At 66.7% G+C, this 21,547-nt stretch carries 15 protein-coding genes; 12 read left to right on the top strand and 3 right to left on the bottom strand.

The window, feature by feature from the left end; all coding sequences use genetic code 11:
* Positions 1-124 precede the first annotated feature (124 nt).
* Positions 125-787: a phosphate signaling complex protein PhoU gene (gene phoU / locus QRN07_RS19730; protein ID WP_050687517.1), complete on the bottom strand. Its 663-nt coding sequence runs from the start codon at positions 785-787 to the stop codon at positions 125-127.
* Between the two features lie 205 nt (positions 788-992).
* Here phoU and QRN07_RS19725 point away from each other — a divergent pair, with 205 nt between their 5' ends.
* Positions 993-2,219, top strand: a complete 1,227-nt coding sequence (locus QRN07_RS19725) for a sensor histidine kinase (RefSeq protein WP_050687519.1) — start codon at positions 993-995, stop codon at positions 2,217-2,219.
* Positions 2,216-2,896, top strand: coding sequence for a response regulator (locus QRN07_RS19720; RefSeq protein WP_050687521.1), 681 nt, complete (start codon positions 2,216-2,218; stop codon positions 2,894-2,896). Before QRN07_RS19725 ends, QRN07_RS19720 begins: the two co-directional genes overlap by 4 nt.
* Positions 2,897-2,973: 77 nt before the next feature.
* Here QRN07_RS19720 and QRN07_RS19715 read toward each other — a convergent pair whose 3' ends face one another.
* Complete coding sequence (locus QRN07_RS19715) at positions 2,974-3,531, bottom strand: hypothetical protein (RefSeq protein WP_432245616.1); 558 nt, start codon at positions 3,529-3,531, stop codon at positions 2,974-2,976.
* A 257-nt stretch (positions 3,532-3,788) separates the two neighbouring features.
* Between QRN07_RS19715 and QRN07_RS19710 the strand changes: the two genes are divergently transcribed.
* From QRN07_RS19710 to QRN07_RS19680, 7 genes are all read left to right on the top strand, one after another.
* On the top strand, positions 3,789-4,271 hold the full coding sequence (locus QRN07_RS19710; protein ID WP_011690592.1) for a CarD family transcriptional regulator: 483 nt from the start codon (positions 3,789-3,791) through the stop codon (positions 4,269-4,271).
* Positions 4,272-4,380: 109 nt separating this feature from the next.
* Positions 4,381-5,163, top strand: coding sequence for a 2-C-methyl-D-erythritol 4-phosphate cytidylyltransferase (gene ispD / locus QRN07_RS19705; RefSeq protein WP_050687525.1), 783 nt, complete (start codon positions 4,381-4,383; stop codon positions 5,161-5,163).
* A gap of 17 nt (positions 5,164-5,180) precedes the next feature.
* Complete coding sequence (gene ispF, locus QRN07_RS19700) at positions 5,181-5,681, top strand: 2-C-methyl-D-erythritol 2,4-cyclodiphosphate synthase (protein ID WP_502934802.1); 501 nt, start codon at positions 5,181-5,183, stop codon at positions 5,679-5,681.
* Positions 5,682-5,690: 9 nt separating this feature from the next.
* Entirely contained in the window at positions 5,691-7,148 is a 1,458-nt protein-coding gene (gene cysS / locus QRN07_RS19695; protein ID WP_285241978.1) for a cysteine--tRNA ligase, read from the top strand.
* A gap of 89 nt (positions 7,149-7,237) precedes the next feature.
* Positions 7,238-8,227: a 23S rRNA (guanosine(2251)-2'-O)-methyltransferase RlmB gene (gene rlmB / locus QRN07_RS19690; RefSeq protein WP_050687530.1), complete on the top strand. Its 990-nt coding sequence runs from the start codon at positions 7,238-7,240 to the stop codon at positions 8,225-8,227.
* A gap of 86 nt (positions 8,228-8,313) precedes the next feature.
* Positions 8,314-10,422, top strand: coding sequence for a glycogen debranching protein GlgX (gene glgX / locus QRN07_RS19685; protein ID WP_056600236.1), 2,109 nt, complete (start codon positions 8,314-8,316; stop codon positions 10,420-10,422).
* Positions 10,423-10,462: 40 nt separating this feature from the next.
* The gene (locus QRN07_RS19680) at positions 10,463-10,819 is read left to right on the top strand and encodes a barstar family protein (RefSeq protein ID WP_050687534.1); all 357 of its coding nucleotides are present in this window, start codon (positions 10,463-10,465) and stop codon (positions 10,817-10,819) included.
* Positions 10,820-10,893: 74 nt separating this feature from the next.
* On the opposite strand, the gene glgP is transcribed toward QRN07_RS19680, so the two are convergent.
* Positions 10,894-13,512: an alpha-glucan family phosphorylase gene (glgP, locus tag QRN07_RS19675; RefSeq protein WP_197273611.1), complete on the bottom strand. Its 2,619-nt coding sequence runs from the start codon at positions 13,510-13,512 to the stop codon at positions 10,894-10,896.
* Between the two features lie 141 nt (positions 13,513-13,653).
* On the opposite strand from glgP, the gene QRN07_RS19670 reads away from it, so the two are divergent.
* The 3 genes from QRN07_RS19670 to QRN07_RS19660 are packed head-to-tail and all read left to right on the top strand — an operon-like array spanning position 13,654 to position 21,234.
* Positions 13,654-15,735, top strand: coding sequence for an alpha-1,4-glucan--maltose-1-phosphate maltosyltransferase (locus QRN07_RS19670; RefSeq protein ID WP_285241977.1), 2,082 nt, complete (start codon positions 13,654-13,656; stop codon positions 15,733-15,735).
* Positions 15,732-17,528: a maltose alpha-D-glucosyltransferase gene (treS, locus tag QRN07_RS19665; protein WP_050687538.1), complete on the top strand. Its 1,797-nt coding sequence runs from the start codon at positions 15,732-15,734 to the stop codon at positions 17,526-17,528. Before QRN07_RS19670 ends, treS begins: the two co-directional genes overlap by 4 nt.
* Before the next feature lies 1 nt (position 17,529).
* Positions 17,530-21,234: a 1,4-alpha-glucan branching enzyme gene (locus QRN07_RS19660; protein WP_056600244.1), complete on the top strand. Its 3,705-nt coding sequence runs from the start codon at positions 17,530-17,532 to the stop codon at positions 21,232-21,234.
* Positions 21,235-21,547: the final 313 nt, after the last annotated feature.

The following is a 21,547-nucleotide window of genomic DNA, read 5'->3' as shown; positions in this document are numbered from 1 at the left end:
GATTTACTACTAACCACCTAACCAACAGGTGTTGCAACGACCCCTAGAAACCGCCACCTTGGAAATCCAAGGTCACCGGCCCGCCGTCGTCCTGCTGCCGTTCAGCCCATTTTGTGGGAAAGCCTCAGCCGTGGTCGGTGCCGTTGGGCTGCCAGGCGCCCGTGACGAGGTAGGTGACCTTCTGCGCCACGGAAACGCCGTGGTCGGCGAAGCGCTCGAAGTAGCGGCTGGCCAGGGCCACATCCACCGTGGTTGCCGGCGATTCGGCCCACTCCGGAGCCGCGATGGCCTTGAACACGCTCAAGTGCAGGTCGTTGATGGCGGAGTTGGCCTTCAGGATGTCCCGGGCCACTTCCAGGTCGCGGGTTTCGAGCAGCTTGGTGAGGCTGTCCGCGATGTTCTGGTCCAGTTCCGCCATCCGGCTGAAGGTTTCCGTCATGGCTGCCGGGATCACCGTGGACGGGAACCGCAGGCGCGCCAGCTGGGCGATGTGCCGGGCCAGGTCACCCATGCGTTCGAGCGAGGCGCTCATCCGCAGGGAACCCACGATCATCCGGAGGTCGCTGGCCACGGGCCCCTGGAGGGCCAGGATGTCGATGGCCCGTTCGTCGAGGCTGTTCTGCAGGAAGTCAATGCGTGCGTCAGCAGCAATAACATCCTGGGCGAGGTCCACGTCGGCCACCTCGAAAGACGTGGTGGCCTTGTCCATCGCCTCGCTGACCAGCCTGGAGATCTCCACAAGCTGGTCCCCTACCTGGGTGAGCTCTTCCTGAAAAACCTTACGCACGGGGCGTCCTTTCCTTGGAACTCCCGCCCGCCCGCGTGCGGGCAGCAGGAATCATGTCGCCGTTCGGCACTCCAACCCGTTACTCTGCCAGTGGCCGGTGAACGGTTGAGCCCCTGCAGGTGAACGTTAGTTGAACCGTCGGCGCAGGCCGCCCGGACGCGCCGTGGGGGTCCCGGCCAGAGCATAAGGTGGAGCTGTGGATCCTATGCTCATCGGTATGCTGGCCGGCCTGATCGGACTGGCGCTTGGCACCTTTGGCGTGCTCGCGTACCGGGTCAGCGAACGGCAGCGCAAAATCCTGGACGTCGACGCCGGCGAAATCGCACTCCCGGCCGGTGCCGCCGAGGTGCTGGCCGTCGTCGGCCGTGCCTTCGTGGTGGTGGACGCCGTGGACGGGGTGGTGCGCGCCAGTCCCGCCGCCTACGCTTACGGGCTGGTCCGCGGCCACACTGTGGTGCACAAGGAACTCCTGGACATGACAGCCGGGGTCCGCCGCGACGGTGTGATCCTGGAAAAGCAGCTGGAGCTGCCCCGCGGCCCGCTGGGCCAGGGCACCATCATCGTCCAGATCCGGGCGGCCATGCTCGGCGAGGAATTCATCCTCCTGCTCGCGGATGACCGGACCGAGATCACCCGCACCGAGGAAATCCGCAACGACTTCGTGGCGAACGTGTCCCACGAACTCAAAACCCCCGTCGGAGCCATCTCGCTGCTGGCCGAGGCCCTGGAATCCTCCGCGGATGACGAGCTGGCCGTCCGCCGGTTCGCCAAGCGCATGCACAAGGAGTCCGGCCGGCTCGCGGCCCTGGTGCAGGACATCATCGAGCTTTCCCGGCTGCAGGGCGCCAGCGTCACCCAGCAGGGCGGACCGGTGGACGTCAACGCCGTCATCACCGAAGCCGTGGACCGCTCGCAGCTTCCTGCCGAAAGCAAAAACATCAGCATCGTGGTGGGCGGCCGGACCGAAGGCAGGGTCTTCGGCGACCAGGACCTCCTGGTGACCGCGCTGCGCAACCTGATCGACAACGCCATCCGCTACTCGCCACCCAACACCCGTGTGGGGATCGGGGTCCGCTCCAAGGAAGGCCTGGTCGCCATCTCAGTGACCGACCAGGGCGAGGGCCTGAGCCCCGAGGACCAGGAGCGCGTGTTTGAGCGTTTCTACCGCGTGGACGCCGCGCGTTCCCGGCACACCGGCGGCACGGGCCTGGGCCTGAGCATCGTCAAGCATGTCGCTGCCAACCACGGCGGGGAAATCACCCTGTGGTCCCAGCCCGGCCAGGGTTCCACCTTTACCCTCCGGCTGCCGGAAATGGAAGGCCAGGACGACGACGCGGCGGAGCCCGCCAGTGCGCCGGCCACCGCCCGCAAACCTACTCTCACCCATGTACCCCGCGCCACCGGCGCGACAGAACGAGGAGCTAGCGCTTGAGCAGGATTTTGATTGTGGAGGACGAGGAATCGTTCAGCGATCCGCTGTCCTATTTGCTGGGCAAGGAAGGATTCGAGGTGGAGGTTGTGGACAACGGCCTGGACGCCATCACCGAGTTCGACCGCAACGGGGCGGACCTGGTGCTCCTGGACCTGCAGCTGCCGGGCCTCTCCGGCACCGAGGTGTGCCGCCAGCTGCGCCAGCGTTCCAGCGTCCCGGTGATCATGCTGACCGCCAAGGACTCCGAAATCGACAAAGTGGTGGGCCTGGAACTCGGTGCTGACGACTACGTCACCAAACCCTACTCGTCCCGCGAACTCGTGGCCAGGGTCCGGGCCGTGCTGCGGCGCCAGGGGGAGCCGGAAGAGCTCATCTCCGCCACGGTCCAGGCCGGTCCCGTGCGAATGGACATCGAACGGCACGTGGTCAGCGTGGACGGCGGCCAGGTCCTGTTGCCGCTCAAGGAATTCGAGCTGCTGGAAATGCTGCTCCGCAACTCGGGCCGGGTACTGACCCGGGGCCAGTTGATCGACCGCGTCTGGGGCTCGGACTATGTGGGCGACACCAAAACCCTCGACGTACACGTCAAGCGGCTCCGCAGCAAAATCGAGCCTGACCCCTCGGCGCCGCGGTACCTGGTGACCGTCCGCGGGCTGGGTTACAAGTTCGAACCGTAAACCGCGCCGCGGCGCGGCAACACAAAAGGGAGGGGCCAGCTGGCCCCTCCCTTTTGTGTTGCGCTGCGGTGGCCGCCTTAGTGGGCAGCTTCTTCGGAGGCGGACGGCGTGGGCGACGCGGTGTCCGTGGGTTCGGCGGTGGTGCCTGCCGGGACGTAGTCCTTGTACTCGGCGATGGAGCTGTCCAGCACCGGAACCTTGACGGTTTCGTTGACGTTGGTGCCGCTCTCACTGATTTTCAGGTCCACCAGTGACCCGGGAATGCCGCCGGTGGTGCTGAGGATGGCCTCGTCGGTGCTGTTGTTCAGCAGCGTGTACGAGTTGGCCTTGACGGGGACCTCGGTCTGCGAGCCTTCGGAGCCGTTGACGGTCAGCGTCACATCCTGCGAGGAGGAGTTGTAGACGGCGCCCAGCACTCGGCCCGGCTGATCCTCGCCAGCGGAAACGACCAGGAAGTTCCGCAGCTGCAGCGGGCCCAGGTCGGCGACGATGCCGTCCGAGGCAGCGTACTGCTCCTTGGTCTGCTGCGGCGTGATGTATCCGCAGCCCGATACCGTCAGCAGGCCCGCGCACAGGGCGGCAGCCGTCAGTGCCATTTTGCCGCGCCCGGCCCGGTTCATCGCAGTGAAACGCACGTCAGTACTCCTCGAGAGTCTTGAAACATTATTCAGCCCTTAGCCTATCCGCAAAGGGGCTCAAACGCGGATTCGAAGACCTGCGCAACACCCTTGGCAGCCCCGGCCAGATGCACTATTATCCGCTTTCGTCAAGGGGTTCCGACGGGCTGATTGGGCCCATTTTCCGCGTATTTCTGCGGTTGCGGGGCCGTTCCGCGGCCGGTCATATGCCTTAATCGTGATAAACTGGGTGCCGGGAAAGGGGAAATGTCCACATGGTATTTGAGGTTGGCGAGACAGTAGTTTACCCTCACCACGGTGCTGCGAAAATTGAAGAAATCAAGATGCGCACCATCAAGGGCGAAGAGAAAATGTATCTCAAGCTCAAGGTGGCCCAGGGTGATCTGACCATTGAAGTTCCAGCAGAAAACGTAGACCTTGTTGGGGTCCGGGACGTGGTGGGCAAGGAAGGCCTGGAGCATGTCTTCGACGTCCTCCGTGCCGAGTTCACCGAGGAACCCACCAACTGGTCGCGCAGGTACAAGGCAAACCTCGAGAAGCTTGCCTCCGGTGACGTCATCAAAGTGGCAGAGGTCGTCCGCGACCTGTGGCGCCGCGATCACGACCGGGGCCTTTCCGCAGGCGAGAAGCGCATGCTGGCCAAAGCCCGGCAGATTCTGATCTCAGAACTGGCGCTGGCAGAAAAGACCGACGAAGAGAAGGCAGCAAGCGTTCTCGACGAGGTCCTGGCTTCCTAAGAATCGAACCCCGGTGGCACCTGGAGTGCCGCCGGGCTTCTTTTTGCCCAAAAACAGGGCCGGCTGGGGGCTTGGCCGGGCAAGGCTTCCTGGACGTAGGCTGGTCCGCATGAGGAATTCATCCACCCGCCCGGTCACCGCGGTGATCCTGGTGGCAGCAGGATCAGGGCAACGGCTCGGCTACGGCATGCCCAAGGCGGCAGTGCCCCTGGGCGGCGACACCATCCTGATCCATGCCTTGCGGGGCATTGTTGCCGCCGGCGTCGGCGTGCAGATCTGCGTGGCCCTGCCGGCCGGCGACGACGGGCTCCGCGCCCAGTGCGATGCGTTCCGGGACGAACTGGCCGACGGCGGACCCCTCCTGACAGTGGTGGACGGCGGCGCTACCCGCGCCGGCTCGGTCCGGGCCGGCCTCGCTGCCCTGATGGAAGGCGTGGAGGCGGTCCTGGTGCACGATGCCGCCCGCGCCCTCACCCCCGAAGCCGTTTTCCACCGCGTGGCCGACGCGCTGGACGCGGGGGCGGAAGCGGTGATTCCCGCCGTCGCCGTGGTGGATACGGTTAAGACCGTGGTGGCCACGGACGGCGGGGACGCCGCCATCGCCCCCGAACTCGTGACCGGGACGGCGCCCCGCGAGGAACTCCGCGCCGTCCAGACCCCGCAGGGCTTCCGGCTGGCAACCCTGTTGGAGGCGCATGCCGCGGCAGCGGCGCTCGACCCGGCATCGGCGGCTGCCGTGACGGACGACGCCATGCTGGTGGAAATGCTGGGGACTCCCGTTTACGCGGTCCGGGGTTCCACCCAGTCCCTGAAGATCACCACACCGCTGGACCTGATCCTCGCCGAAGGCCTCCTGGAAGGCCCGCTCGGCGCCCGTTGGGTGGAGGGATGACCGTGGACCAGCCCGCAATGATCATTCCCCGGACCGGCATCGGCATCGACGTCCACGCTTACGACCCTGGCGAACCTGCCCGTCCCCTCTGGCTCGGCGGACTCCTGTGGCCGGGCGAACGCGGCCTCGCGGGCCATTCGGACGGCGACCCCGTGGCCCACGCCGCGGCGGATGCGCTGTTCTCCGCCGCCGGCATCGGCGACCTGGGCACACACTTCGGGACGGACCGGCCCGAATTCGCCGGCGCCTCCGGTGTGACCCTCCTCGCAGAAGCGGCGCGGATCGTCCGCGCCGCCGGTTTTGAGATCGGTAACGTCGCCGTCCAGTTCGTGGCGAACAGGCCAAAGTTCGGCCCGCGCCGCGAGGAAGCCCAGACCGTCCTCAGCGATGCAGCGGGGGCGCCCGTCAGCGTCACGGCCACCACCAGCGACGGGCTGGGATTCCCCGGCCGCGGCGAAGGCATCTCCGCCATGGCCACCGCCCTGGTCTATCCCCGGGCAACCGGCCCCATCGGCTAATCTGGACCGGTGACCCTGCGCTTCTATGACACTGCCTCCGCCGAAGTCCGCGACTTCGTTCCCCTCGTCGCGGGCACGGCCAGCCTCTACTACTGCGGGGCCACGGTGCAGGGGATGCCGCACGTGGGGCACATCCGCTCCGCCATCGCCTTCGACCAGCTGACACGCTGGCTCACCCATCGCGGACACCGGGTCACGGTGGTCCGTAACGTCACGGACATCGACGACAAGATCCTGGCTAAGTCCGCCCAGTCCTTCAGTCCGGAGTTCAGCGGCGGCCCCGGTGAAATTGTGGCCGAAGAGTGGTGGGCGCTGGCGTACCGCTACGAGCAGGAATTCCTGAAGGCCTACGACGCCCTGGGCGTCGGCCGGCCCACCTATGAACCGCGGGCCACCGGGCACATCCCGGAAATGCACGCCCTGATCCAGGACCTGATCGACCGCGGCCACGCGTACCCTGCTGTGGACGACTCCGGGGACGTGTACTTCGACGTCCGGTCCTGGGCCCGGTACGGGTCCCTGACCCGCCAAAACATCGATGACATGCAGGCCGCGCCGGACGCCGACCCCCGCGGCAAAAAGGACCCCCGCGACTTCGCCCTCTGGAAGGGCGCCAAGGCAGGCGAACCCGCGTCCGCCGGCTGGGCATCCCCCTGGGGGACCGGCCGGCCGGGCTGGCACCTGGAATGCTCCGCCATGGTCACTAAATACCTGGGCACCGAGTTTGACATCCACGGCGGCGGGCTGGACCTCCGCTTCCCGCACCATGAGAACGAAATGGCCCAGTCGCAGGCGGCGGGCCACGGCTTCGCCAACTTCTGGATGCACAACGGCATGGTCACCTACCAGGGCGAAAAAATGTCCAAGTCCATCGGAAACACCGTCAGCCCGGCGGAGATGCTGGAACTGGCCCCCGCCCGCGTGGTCCGCTATTACCTGGGCCAGGCCCATTACCGGTCCATCCTGGACTACCGGCCCACGTCGCTGCAGGAGGCCGCCGCTGCCGTCGAACGCATTGAAGGCTTTATGGGCCGGGCGGTCCAGGCCCTGGCCGACGGCGGGACCTACAGTTTCGCCACCTACGGAACCGTTCCCGAAGCCTTCGGCAACGCCATGGACGATGACCTGAACGTGCCGGCGGCACTGGCGGTGCTCCACGAGACGGTCCGGCTGGGCAACACAGCGCTCACCGAAGGCCGGCTGGAGGAGGCCCGAGGAGCCCTGCACCAGGTCCACGACATGCTCCGGGTCCTGGGCCTGAACGATGTTGCTTCCGGCCCGGCGGGGGATGGGCGCGAAACCGACGCCCTCGCCGTCCTGGTCCAGGCCCAGCTCGCCGCCCGGACCAAAGCACGGGCAGACAAGGACTGGGCAGCCTCGGACGCCATCCGGGACACCCTTGCCGCGGCGGGAGTGGTGGTGGCGGACGGCCCGGACGGCGCCACCTGGAGCCTGAAACGCGGCTGAGCCCTCGGATCCGCCCCGATTGAGCCGATTTTTCTGCTGTCCGTAGACTGGTAGGCAGACTCAGTCAACACAATCAAGGGTGGAACACAATGGCCAACAACGGTCGCCGGTCTATTAAGGCAAAGAAGGGCCCAACCATCGGAACCGGTGGACATGGCCGCAAGGCTCTCGAAGGCAAGGGTCCCACCCCCAAAGCCGAGGACCGCCCGTACCACAAGGCCCACAAGTCCAAGCAGCTGTCCGAGCGTTCCGCCGCCAAGCGCGGCACGGGTGCCCGCAGCGCCGGCGCCAGCAGGACCGGACCCAAGGGCCGCGCCACCGAAGAAGTGGTGACCGGCCGCAACTCCGTGGTGGAGGCATTGCGTGCCGGCATCCCCGCGAAGGCGCTGCACATCGCGATCCGCATCGAAATGGATGACCGGGTCAAGGAATCCCTGAAGCTCGCCGCCGAACGCGGCATCCCGCTGCTGGAAACCGGCAAGCCCGAGCTGGACCGGATGACCGACGACGCCGTGCACCAGGGCCTGGTCCTGCAGATCCCGCCGTACGAGTACCAGGACGCCTACGACCTCGCCGAGGAAACCGTGGACAAGTGGAAGAAGGGGCACGTTGCCAACGCGCCGCTCTTTGTTGCCTTGGACGGCATCACCGATCCCCGCAACCTAGGTGCCATCATCCGCTCTGTTTCCGCCTTCAGCGGTCACGGCGTCATTGTCCCGGAGCGCCGCTCCGTGGGCGTCACTGCCTCGGCCTGGAAGACCAGCGCCGGCGCAGCCGTGCGGGTCCCGGTGGCCCGTGCCGCCAACCTGAACAGCGCGCTCAAGCAGTTCAAAGGCATGGGCATTTTTGTGCTGGGCCTCGACGGCGACGGCGACGTGTCGCTGCCGGACCTCACCCTCGCCACCGAACCCGTGTGCATCGTGGTGGGCTCCGAGGGCAAGGGCCTCAGCCGCCTGGTCCGCGAGAACTGCGACCAGATCGTCTCCATCCCGATCGATTCGGCCATGGAATCCCTGAACGCCTCCATGGCCGTGGGCATTTCCCTGTACGAAGTCTCGCGCCAGCGCGCCACGAAGTAGCGGACGCCCGTTCCGTAGCTGTTACCCGGCCGTCATATCGGCGGCCGGTCAGTCTTATGTGCCGCTGGCGGCTAAAATTTTAGGTGATGGTCATGCCGCTCTTCGACACCGCTTCCACCACGGACACCTCCACGGCGGTGCCGCTGGGTGTCAGCGTGCCGCGTCCGGAAACCAGCGGCGCCGGGCACCACGGGACGGCCCGGGCCAACGTTGCCTGCTACGCTCCGGGCGTCCCCAGCCTGGAAATCGTCTACATCGCCCCGGGCGGGGACTGGCGGGTGCAGGCGCTGCCCAACGTCACCCACGGCGTCCACCACGGCATCGTGGCGGACCTGCCTGTTGGATCCCGGTACGGTTTCCGGCCGGCGTCGCCCGAGCAGTCCCTGCCGCTCGCGGTGCCCACCCGGGATGTGGATGACGCCGGCGGCCAGCCGCTGCTGCTTGATCCCTACGGCCGCGCCATTGACCAGCGCGACGGGTTCCTCACCAGCGTCCGGATGGCATCGGCCTTCGACTGGGGCTCCGACGCCCGCCTGGGCCTGCAGTGGCGCAACACCATCATCTACGAGGCCCACGTCCGCGGGCAGAGCATGCTCCACCCCGACGTGCCGGAGGAACTGCGCGGGACGTACGCCGGCATGGCCCACCCTGCCGTGATAGCGCACCTCCAGGGACTGGGCATCACGTCGGTGCAGCTGCTGCCGGTGCACTTCCATCTGGACGAACCGCACCTGCAGGACCTTGCCTTGACCAATTACTGGGGCTACAACACTGCAGCGTTCTTCGCGCCCCACCCCGGCTACGCCACGCGGGCCGCGCAGGACGCCGGGCCCCAAGCCGTCCAGGACGAGTTCAAGGGCATGGTGAAGCTCCTGCACGCGGCCGGCCTGGAAGTCATCCTGGACGTCGTCTACAACCACACGGCCGAAGGCGGCCCGGACGGGCAGACCCTCAGCTTCCGTGGCCTCGGTGAAGACAGGTATTACCGCACCGACGGGAACGGCCGGTACCTGGACACCACGGGCTGCGGCAACAGCCTGAACTTCGGTGAACCCCGCGTGGTCCAGATGGTCCTGGATTCCCTGCGCTACTGGGTGGACGAGTTCCACATTGACGGGTTCCGGTTCGACCTGGCCGTGACGCTGTGCCGCAATGCCGCCAACGAATTCGACCCGCGGCACCCGTTCCTGGTGGCCATCGCCGCCGATCCTGTCCTGTCGGACGTGAAGCTCATCGCCGAACCCTGGGACGTGGGCTACGGCGGCTGGCAGACCGGCCGGTTCCCTGCCGGCTGGGTGGACTGGAACGACCACTTCCGGGACTCCGTCCGGTCCTTCTGGCTCGCGGACCGCGCCGCCATCGACGCCGGCGGCCAGGGCGGTTCCGTGGCCCGGCTCGCCGATGCCCTCTCCGGCTCGGCAGCACTGTTTGAAGGCTCGGGCAGGTCCCGGCTCGCCTCGGTCAACCTGGTCACCGCCCACGATGGGTTCACCCTCCACGACCTGGTGTCCTTCGACCGGAAACACAACGAAGCCAACGGTGAGCAGAACCGCGACGGCCACGGCGACAACCGCAGCTACAACCACGGTGTGGAGGGCCCCACCGAAAACGGGGCCATCCTGGCCAAACGGGCCCAGTCCCGCCGGAACCTGATGGCCTCGCTGCTGGTCTCCCTCGGCGTGCCCATGATCACCGCCGGCGACGAACTGGCCCGCACCCAGCAGGGCAACAACAACGCCTACTGCCAGGACAATGCCATCGCCTGGCTGGACTGGACCCGCACGCCGGAGTCGGAGGAGATGCTGCGCAGCACCACGCGGTACATCCGGCTGCGCAAGGAATTTTTGGCCGCCCAACGGCACGACTTCCCCGTCCGGGATGAACAGTCCTACCTTTACTGGTTCGACCAGAGCGGCCAGCCCATGAGCATGGACGCCTGGAACAATCCGCAGCACCGCGTGGTCCAGCTCCTGCTGGGCTCCGACGACGGCACCCTGGCCGGGCTGGTGGTGGTCAACGGCAGCACCTCGGACGTCCAGATCACCCTGCCGGCGATCGCCGGCAGCGCTGCTCCCCGAATGTTCGAACTCCGGGTCACCACCTCGCCCCTGCACGAACTGCGCAAGGGCGGCAGGGTGGCGTCCGGCGAAAAGGACCTGGTGGAGGCAAACTCCATCAGCATCTACCGCACCTAGGCTTCGGCCCAACCCTGTCGGAAGGCAGCACAGCACCCCCATGAAGATTTACTCAGGCGACACCTGGACCCTTGCCGAACTGCAGGAGCAGGTGTCCGATCAGGGCCGCCGCAGCCTCCTGGTTCCGGCCGCCGACAGCAAACGGGCGGTCCTGGAGACCTTCGGGGAGGTCCTCAGCTTCCCGGCCGAATCCGACGCGGACCTTGACGCGCTCAACGACTCCCTGCACGACTTCGCGGACAGCATCGCTGACAACGGCAACCCGCCCGTGACGGTCCTGTGGCAGGTGGCGGGACCGTTCCGCAGTGACCGTTCCTTCGGAATTATCTGCGAGGTCCTCCAGGACGCCGAGCGTTACGCGGGAGCTGACCTTTCGGTGACGGCAGTCCTGCTCTGAGCTGAGCGCGCCGATACGCAAAAAGCCGGGTCCGGCAGCCTTTTCATCCCTGCCGGACCCGGCTTTTTGTCCTGTCAGGCGTTGACGATCAGCCCGAGCTCAGCCTTGGATGCCAGCGCGTCGTGGCGGGGGAGGACCCGGACCGTGTAGCCGAAGGAGCCGGACCTGTCGATCACCAGGGAACCGCTGAACAGGTGGCGGCCGCCACCCAGGTCCTCCTGCGCCTTCAGTTCCATCAGCGTGATGTCCGTGAGGCTGTCGCTTTCCTCGGCCCGGCCGTAGGCCACTTCAACGCAGACATCCTCCGGGGTGAGGGCCTGCAGCGCCACGTACGCGTTGACCTGGAGTGTGTCGCCGATCTGCGGATCCTCCGAGACGTTCACGGAGTCCACGTGCTCCACACTCACGTGCGGCCAAGCCGCACGCACCCCCGCGGTCCAGGCTGCCAGGGTGCGGGCCTGGGAGAAGGAATTCGCGACGGCGGTCCGGCCGGCTTCCGCCGCCGGGCGGTACAGGATGTTGACGTAGTCGCGGAGCATCCGCTCGGCGGACACAGCGGGGCCCAGGTGCGACAGGGTGTGCTTGATCATCGACACCCAGTGCGTTGGCACCTTCTCAGCGGCCGACGTCGACGGTCCTGCCGCGCCTGCAGCCTCGGAAACGGTGTTGCCGTAGAACCTCGGCGCCACCTGCGTTTCGAGCAGTTCGTACAGCGCGGCCGCCTCGATATCGTCGCGTTCCTCCGGTGAGGCCCCATTGTTGGCGGTGGGAATCGCCCAGCCGTTTTCGCCGTCGTACATTTCATCCCACCAGCCGTCCAGGACGGACAGGTTCAGCGAACCGTTCAGTGCCGCCTTCATGCCTGACGTGCCGCAGGCCTCCAGCGGGCGGAGCGGGTTGTTGAGCCACACGTCGCAGCCCGGGAACAACGTCCGGGCCATGGCGATGTCGTAGTTGGGCAGGAACGCGATCCGGTGCCGGACCTCGGGATCATCGGTGAACCGGACCAGGTCCTGGATCATCTTTTTGCCGGCGTCGTCCGCCGGGTGCGACTTGCCCGCAATGACCAGCTGGATGGGATGGTCCTTGTGCAGGAGCAGTGCCTTCAGGCGGTCGGGTTCACGGAGCATCAGCGTGAGCCGCTTGTAGGTGGGCACGCGGCGGGCGAACCCGATGGTCAGCACATCCGGGTCGAGGACCTTCTCGGTCCAGCCCAGCTCCGCGTCGGCGGCGCCGCGCTTCTTCCACGCGGCCCGGAGCCGGCGGCGGACATCATCCACCAGCGCCGAGCGCATTTCCCGGCGCAGCGCCCACACATCGGCGTCGCTGACGTTGTAGGCGAGGTCCCAGCGGCCGTTGGCCTCCGCTTCGCTGCCGAACTGGTCGCGGGCCAGCTTGGAGATCCGGCTGTCCACCCACGTGGGCACGTGCACGCCGTTGGTCACGGACGTGATGGGCACCTCGGAGTGGTCAAAGCCCGGCCAGAGGGCCGAGAACATACCGCGGGACACCTCGCCGTGGAGCTTGGCCACGCCGTTGGCCCGCTGCGCCAGCCGCAGGCCCATCACGGCCATGTTGAACACTGACGGGTTCCCATCGGCGTAATTCTCCCGGCCCAGTTCCAGGATCCGGTCAACAGGAACCTCGGGGGCCAGCCCCGCCTGGAAGAAGTGGTTGATCTGGGCGATCTCGAACCGGTCGATGCCGGCGGGAACCGGTGTGTGCGTGGTGAACACCGTGGAGGCCCGGCCAGCGGCGAGTGCCTCGTCGAAGGTCAGCGCCTGCTCACCGGCCATCAGCTCCTGGATGCGTTCGATGCCCAGGAACCCGGCATGGCCTTCGTTGGTGTGGAAGACCTCCGGTGCAGGGGTGCCGGTCAGCTGCTGGAAGGCGCGCAGCGCCTTCACCCCGCCCATGCCCAGCAGCAGTTCCTGCTGCAGCCGGTGGTCCCCGCCGCCGCCGTACAGGCGGTCGGTGATGCCGCGGGCGGCGTCGTCGTTGCCCGGCACGTTGGAGTCCAGGAGCAGCAGGGGAACGCGGCCGACGTCGGCCCGCCAGATGTGTGCCAGCAGCCGGCGGCCGTTGGGCAGGGGCAGCGACACCTGCAGGGGCCGGCCGTTGCCGTCCGCCGAGGGTTCCCGGAGCAGCGTCAGCGGCAGCCCGTCCGGGTCCAGTACGGGGTACGTCTCCTGTTGCCACGCATCACGTGACAGGGACTGCTTGAAATAGCCGGCCTGGTAGAGCAGGCCGACGCCGATCAGCGGTACGCCGAGGTCCGAGGCGGCCTTCAGGTGGTCCCCGGCCAGGATGCCCAGGCCGCCCGAGTACTGCGGCAGGACCTCGGTAATGCCGAACTCCGGCGAGAAGTAGGCGATCGCCGCGGGCGCTTCCGGCCCGAGGCCCTGGTACCAGCGGGGCTCGTCCAGGTACCGGTCAAGATCCGCCGCGGCGGCACTGATCCGGTCCACCACCGACTGGTCGGCTGCGAGTTGTTGGAACTCCTCCCGGCTGACCAGGCCCAGGAAGCTAACAGGGTCCTGCCCGCTTTCCGCCCAGATCCTGGGGTTCAGGGCGGCGAAAAGTTCCCTGGTGGGGCGGTGCCAGGACCAGCGCAGATTGCTGGCCAGCCGCGACAGCGGACGGATGGGCTCGGGGAGGACTGTACGGACCGTAAACCTGCGGATTGCCTTCACCTGCGTCACACTAACGGACAACTTCGGCGGCTGGAACAAGCACAGGGTTTCTTTTGGGTAAATGACAGGAATGACGCGCGCCACGGCGCAAAAGGTGCGCAGGCTTAGCAAATTCCGGCTTTTCTCGCTAACGTCGAGCCTGTGACGACTAACCCAGGAAACACAGCCGCATCCACGACGAAACCAACGGGCAGCATCACTGAGGGCCTGCGCTTCGGACGTTTTCCGATCACCGCCGTACAGCCGGTCATCGAAGACGGGGCGTTCCCGGCCAAGGCCGTGCCGGGAGAAGGAATCGTGGTGGGCGCCACCTCATTCCGCGAAGGCCACGACCAGCTGGGCGTCAGCGCCGTCCTGCACGACGCCGCAGGCGCCGAGCGCCAGCGCGTCCGCCTGGCCCCGCCCCGCGGGGAACGCGGCATGGGTACCGACCGCTGGGAAGGCATCCTCACGCCGTCGGAACCCGGCAACTGGACGTTCAGTATTGAAGCCTGGCATGACCGCTACGGCACGTGGCACCACAACGCGGAGGTGAAGATCGCCGCTGGCGTGGACGTTGAGCTGATGCTTGCCGAAGGTGCGGCGCTGCTGGGCGAAGCCGCGAACGACGAGTCCCGCGACGGAAACGACAGGGACGTCCTGGGCCGGGCCGCGCAGGCCCTGGCCGACACCGGTCGCAGCACCGAGGAACGTTTGGGCGCCGGATTCGCCGCCGACGTCACGGACGTTGTGGCCCGCCAGCCCATCCGCGAACTTGTCACTGTTTCGCGCCGCTACCCGCTGCTCGTGGAGCGCGAACGTGCCGGCCGCGGGGCCTGGTACGAGTTCTTCCCCCGTTCCGAAGGCGCCGTTAAGGACCACACCACCGGCGCCTGGACCTCGGGAAACTTCCGCACGGCCGCGAAGCGCCTCGACGCCGTGGCGGCCATGGGCTTCGACGTCCTGTACATGCCGCCCATCCACCCGATCGGCGTACAGCACCGCAAGGGCCCCAACAACACCCTCATTGCCGGCCCCAACGACCCCGGCTCGCCTTGGGCCATCGGCGCGGCTGAAGGCGGCCACGACGCCATCCACCCCGACCTGGGCACCTTTGAGGACTTTGACGCCTTTGTGGCGCGGGCCACCGAATTGGGCCTGGATGTAGCCCTGGACCTGGCGTTGCAGGCCGCCCCTGACCACCCCTGGGTGGCGTCAAACCCGGAGTGGTTCACCACCCGCGTGGACGGCAGCATTGCCTACGCGGAAAACCCGCCGAAAAAATACCAGGACATTTACCCGCTGAATTTCGATAATGATCCGGAAGGACTTTCCCGCGAAATTCTCCGGATTGTCCTCCTGTGGGTCAGCCATGGCGTAAAGATCTTCCGGGTCGATAATCCGCATACCAAACCCGTGTGGTTCTGGGAATGGCTGATCGCCGAAGTGGACAAGAACGTGGACGGCGTGGTGTTCCTCGCCGAGGCCTTCACCCGCCCCGCCATGATGCACGCGCTGGGCCGGGCCGGGTTCCAGCAGTCCTACACCTACTTCACGTGGCGAAACACCAAGGCGGAGATCGAGAAGTACTTTGCAGAGGTCAGCCACGAATCCGCGGCTTTCTTCCGGCCCAACTTCTTTGTGAACACCCCGGACATCCTCACCGAATACCTGCAGTTCGGCGGCCCGGCAGCGTTCAAGATCCGCGCGGTCCTCGCCGCCACGGCCAGCCCGCTGTGGGGTGTGTACGCCGGCTACGAACTCTACGAGCACGTTGCCCGGCCCGGTGCCGAGGAATACATCGACAACGAAAAGTTTGAGTACAAGGCCCGCGACTGGGAGGGTGCTGCCGCGTCCGGCCGCACCCTGGCGCCGTTCATCACCCGGCTCAACCACCTCCGGCACAACCACCCGGCGCTGCAGGACCTGCAGAACCTGACGGTCCACCACACCACTGACGACGCCACGGTGGCCTACTCCAAGCACAAGACCCTGCCGGACGGAACGAAGGACACCATCATCGTGGTGGCCAACGTGGACCCGCACGGCGCCCGCGAGTGCACGGTGGTGCTGGACCTGGCCGCCCTGGAACTGGACCAGCAGGACCTGACCCCCGGCGGCGGTTTCTACGTCGATGACCTGCTCACCGGTGAAAGCTGGGAATGGGGCGAGTACAACTACGTCCGCCGCGACCCGCACCTTGAACCCGCCCACATCCTGAGCGTGAGGAGAATGCATCAGTGAATTTCAATCCGCAGGGTGCCAGCCAGCATTTCACCCCCAAAAGCAGCTTTGAGCTGAACGCTCCGGGCCTGCAGCACGACCCGCTGTGGTACCGGAAGGCCGTGTTTTACGAAGTGCTCGTCCGGGCCTTCGCGGATGCCAACGGCGATGGGTCCGGTGACTTCTCCGGCCTCATCGACAGGCTCGACTACCTCCAGTGGCTGGGGGTGGACTGCCTCTGGCTGCCGCCGTTCTTCCAGTCGCCGCTGCGTGATGGTGGCTACGACATTTCCGACTACAACTCCGTCCTGGACGAGTTCGGCACCATCAGCGACTTCAAGCGCCTGGTCGCCGAGGCCCATGCCAGGGGCGTGCGGGTCATCATCGACCTGCCCCTGAACCACACCTCGGACCAGCACCCTTGGTTCCAGGAATCCCGCAAGGACCCTGACGGTCCGTTCGGCGACTTCTACGTGTGGAGCGATACGGACGAAAAGTACGAGGACGCCCGCATCATCTTCGTGGACACTGAGGAATCGAACTGGACGTTTGATCCGATCCGCCGGCAGTTCTTCTGGCACCGTTTCTTCGGCCACCAGCCGGACCTGAACTTCGAAAACCCCAAGGTCATCGAAGCCCTGTTCGACGTGGTGCGCTTCTGGCTGGACCAGGGCATCGACGGCTTCCGGGCCGACGCCATTCCGTACCTCTTCGAAGAGGAGGGGACCAACTGCGAAAACCTGCCTGCCACGCACGACTTCCTCCGGAAACTGCGCACCATGGTGGATGAAAGCTACCCGGGCCGGGTGATCATCGCCGAGGCGAACCAGCCGCCCAACGAGGTGGTGGAGTACTTCGGAACCGAGGAGGAACCGGAATGCCACATGGCCTTCCACTTCCCCATCATGCCGCGGCTGTACTACGCGCTGCGCGACCAGAAGGCCGCGCCCATCATCGAAACCATGCAGGACACCCCGGAAATCCCCGAGGGGGCCCAATGGGGTACGTTCCTGCGCAACCACGATGAGCTGACCCTGGAGATGGTGACCCCGGACGAGCGCGCCGCCATGCTGGGCTGGTACGCCCCGGATCCCCGGATGCGGGCCAACATCGGCATCCGCCGCCGGCTGGCCCCGCTGCTGGACAACTCCCGCGCCGAGATTGAACTGATCAACGCGCTGCTGCTGTCCCTGCCGGGCAGCCCGTTCCTGTACTACGGGGACGAGATCGGCATGGGCGACAACATCTGGCTGGACGACCGCGACGCCGTGCGCACGCCCATGCAGTGGAACCCCGACCGCAACGCGGGATTCTCCAGTGCCGACCCCGGCAAGCTGTACCTGCCGCCCATCCAGTCGCTGGTGTACAACTACGCCATGGCCAACGTGGAAGCGGAATCCGCCCACTCGGGTTCGCTGCTGCGCTGGACCCGGCAGATCCTCAGCGTCCGGCGCAACCACCCGGCCTTCGGACTCGGCGGCTTCAAGCACGTCGAGGCCGACCACGACGCCGTCCTGTCGTACCTGCGTGAACTCCCGGAGGGGAATTCGGCGGGGGCCGACAGCGAGACGATCCTGTGTGCCTTCAATCTTTCCCAGCACCCGGTGGCAGCCAAGCTGCGGATTCCGCAGTACGCGGGGCGGGGCCTGCGGGACGTTTTCGGCGGCCAGCCGTTCCCGGGCATCAGCGAGGACGGGACGCTGACGCTCACGCTGGGCAGCCACGATTTCTTCTGGCTGCGGATCCGCTCGGCGTCGTCAAATCCGGCCTCACCGTATACGCAGGCCTTGCCGATCCTCTCGATCGAGAACTGATATGAGCCAGCCCATCCTCACCCCCGCCCTGACTGCCCTGCTTCGGGAATGGCTTCCGAGGCAGCGCTGGTTCCCCGTGAAAACCGACGACTTCGAGATGTCCCAGGCGGGCAGCCTTGGCCTGGCGGACCCCGCCGGGCACGCCGGGCTCGCCGTCTTCATCCTGAACGTCACCACCAGGACGGCCGACGGCGGTCCCCGGACCTCAGTGGTCCAGGTTCCGTTGAGTTTCCGGCCCGCCCCCGCGGCCGGGATGGAGCGGGCCCTCGTGGGTCAGGCTGCCGGGACCGACCCGTCCCGGACCTGGGTCTACGACGCCGTCCATGACCCCGACTTCGTGGCCGCCTGGCTGGAACTCATCCGGCACCAGGGCACCGCGCCCACCGGGACGGCCACCGGCTTCAAGGTGGCCGGCGACTACCGCCTGCCCACCGCCCGGGGCGTGGTCAAGGTCCTCTCCGGTGAGCAGTCCAACAGTTCGGTCATTGTGGACGACGGCGAATCGGCAGCGATCGTCAAATTCTTCCGGGTACTCTCCGACGGCACCAACCCCGAGGTGGAAGTGGGTTCCGCCCTGACGGCCGGCGGCACCACCGAGGTGCCGGCCACGTTGGGCTGGGTCCGCGGGGAGTGGCTCGCCCAGGGCCCGGTCAACGGTGCCGGCGCCGGGCAGTCCGGCAGAAGCACCCGGACAGTGCAGGGCGAACTGGCAGTGGCCCACGAATTCCTGGCAGGCGGCCGCGACGCGTGGCGGCTGGCAGTTGACGCCGCCCGGTCCGGTACCGACTTCACCGCGGAAGCCCACGCGCTTGGCGCGGCCACTGCCACCGTCCACCGCCGGCTCGCGGCAGCGCTGGGTACCTCTGCCGAACCCTCGTCCGGGACCGTGATCGGACCCGCTGTTGCACAGCGCGTCCGCGAGGCCTGGGCGGAAGCCGGTCCCGCCGTCGGGCCCTACAACGACGCCCTCGACGACCTGCTGGCAGGGCTGGACGGCGTCGCCGCGGGTCCGCTGCAGCGGATCCACGGCGACCTCCACCTTGGCCAGATCCTGCAGGTGCCCGGCAGCGCCGGCGCCTCACGGTGGGCCATCCTGGACTTCGAGGGTGAGCCCCTGCGGCCCATCGCCGAACGAAATGTCCCGGACGTTCCGCTGCGGGACGTGGTGGGGATGCTCCGGTCCTTCGACTACGCCGCGGGCGCCGCGCTGCGCGAACAGGACGGGGCGCAGGTTCCCGATTCCTGGGTGGATGACTGCGCGGACGCGTTCCTGGCCGGCTACGCCGGCGTCAGGGCCGGCACCGTGGACCGGGAATCGCCGCTCTTTGTGGCATTGTGGCTGGACAAGGCGCTTTATGAAGTGGTTTACGAAATGCGCAACAGGCCGGACTGGCTGGCGATCCCCGTGAACGCCTCCAGACGGCTCCTGGGCAGTAATGGCGCCGGCATCCTCGCCGGGGCAGCATCGGAAGGCAATGAAATGACAGGCTCAGCACAGACCGACCGCCCCGGGGCGCCGCTGCCGGTGGACGCCGACACGCTGGGCAGGATCGCGAACGGCGAACACCACGCCCCGCACTCCGTCCTCGGCGCGCACCTTGACGACTACGGCCACGTGACAGTCCGTACCGTCAAGCATCTGGCGGAAGCCGTCTCCGTGGTGACGTCCGCCGGGTCAGTACCCATGGAGCACGAGGCGCACGGCGTTTGGGTGGCGGTCCTGGAACCGCTGCAGCAGGGCCATGTGCCCGACTACCGGCTTTCCGTGACCTACCCCGGAGCCGACGCCGTCACGGTCGACGAGCCGTACCGCTACCTTCCCACTGTGGGCGAAGTGGACCTGCACCTGATCGGCGAAGGCCGGCACGAAAAACTCTGGGAGGTGCTCGGGGCACACGTCCAGCACTACAAGTCATCGCTGGGTGACGTGGACGGCGTGTCCTTCGCCGTGTGGGCCCCCAACGCCCAGGCCGTGCGGATCAAGGGTGACTTCAACGGCTGGGACGGGCGCGAGAACTCGCTCCGGTCCCTGGGCTCTTCGGGGGTCTGGGAAATCTTCGTTCCCGGCGTTGTAGCAGGGGCGTGCTATAAATTCGAGATCCGGACCAAAGCCGGCTACTGGGTGGAAAAAGCCGATCCGCTGGCCTTCGGGACCGAGGTACCGCCGCTGACCGCTTCACGTGTCGTGGAGCCGTCCTACGCCTTCAAGGACGCCGAATGGATGGCGGCCCGCGCCGAGCGTGACCCGCACAACTCAGCCATGAGCGTCTACGAGGTCCACCTCGGCTCCTGGCGTCTGGGCCTGGGCTACAAGGAACTGGCCACCGAACTGGTGGACTACGTCAAGTGGCTCGGGTTTACGCACGTCGAGTTCATGCCCGTGGCCGAACACCCGTTCGGTGGCTCCTGGGGCTACCAGGTCACCTCCTACTTCGCGCCGACATCCCGCTTCGGGCACCCCGACGAGTTCCGCTTCCTCGTGGATGCGCTGCACCAGGCGGGAATCGGCGTGCTGCTGGACTGGGTGCCGGCCCACTTCCCCAAGGATGCCTGGGCGCTGGCCAAGTTTGACGGCGAACCGCTCTACGAGCACGCCGACCCGAACCTGGGCGAGCACCCTGACTGGGGCACCCTGATCTTCGACTTCGGCCGCTCCGAGGTCCGGAACTTCCTGGTGGCGAACGCCTTGTACTGGCTGGAGGAGTTCCACATCGATGGGCTGCGGGTGGATGCGGTCGCCTCGATGCTGTACCTGGACTACTCCCGCGAGGAAGGACAGTGGCAGCCCAACCGGTTCGGCGGGCGCGAGAACCTGGAGGCCATGTCCTTCCTGCAGGAAGTGAACGCCACTGTCTACAAAACGCACCCCGGTGCCGTGATGATCGCCGAGGAATCCACGGCGTTCCCCGGCGTCACCGCGCCCACCAGCCACGGCGGGCTGGGCTTCGGCCTGAAATGGAACATGGGCTGGATGCACGATTCCCTGTCCTACGCCGCCGAGGAACCGATCAACCGCAAGTGGCACCACGGGACCGTCACGTTCTCGCTGGTGTACGCGTTCACCGAGAACTTCCTGCTGCCCATCAGCCACGACGAGGTTGTGCATGGCAAGGGTTCGATGCTGCGGAAGATGCCGGGTGACCGTTGGCAGCAGCTGGCCAACCTGCGCGCCTTCTTCGCCTACCAGTGGGCACACCCGGGCAAGCAGCTCATCTTTATGGGCACGGAGTTCGGCCAGGAAGCCGAGTGGTCCGAGCAGCACGGCCTGGACTGGTGGCTTGCCGATATCCCGGCCCACAAGGGACTGCAGCTGCTGACCAAGGACCTCAACGAGCTCTACGCTGCCACCCCGGCACTGTACGAACGGGACAACGAACCCGGCGGGTTCCAGTGGATCAACGGGGGAGACGCGGACCGCAACGTCCTGTCCTTCATCCGGTGGGACACGAACGGCAACGCAGTGGTTTGCGCCATCAACTTCTCCGGGGCTCCCCATGTGGGCTACACCCTGGGGGTTCCCGTTGCCGGGGCGTGGAACGAGGTGCTCAATACCGACCATGCCACCTATGGCGGATCGGGCGTCCTGAACGATGGCCCGCTGGTTGCCACCGATGAAGGCCAGGACGGGCAGCCGGCAACGCTGACCGTCACGTTGCCGCCGCTGGGTGCCGCGTACTTCACCGTGGGTGCTCCGGCCGCAGGCTGACATCTCTGCAACCGGCACCGCTTTTCTGCGGAACACCTCGAAGGCCCGGGATCCCCGTGATTCCGGGCCTTTTGGGTCCAACCGGGGGAGCGTTGGATGACCGTAACCGGGCCGGGTGGTCTTCCCGGCCAAGTGGTGGTACAGTTTATTTCCGCGCTGCTCCACGGAGTCAGACCGAAAACCCCGGCCGTTATGCTTTACAGCTATGATGGCCGCGGATCCCGGTTTGACAGACTGGAATGCAGCCGGTAAGTTTGGAAAGTTGCTCCGGAGCGATCTGCGACCTGTGGTTGTGGTGGTGTCGGGTGTGTCT

The sequence above is a fragment of the Pseudarthrobacter sp. MEB009 genome (assembly GCF_030208875.1).
GTDB lineage: Bacteria > Actinomycetota > Actinomycetes > Actinomycetales > Micrococcaceae > Arthrobacter.
This window is presented reverse-complemented; position numbering and strand designations above follow the sequence as displayed.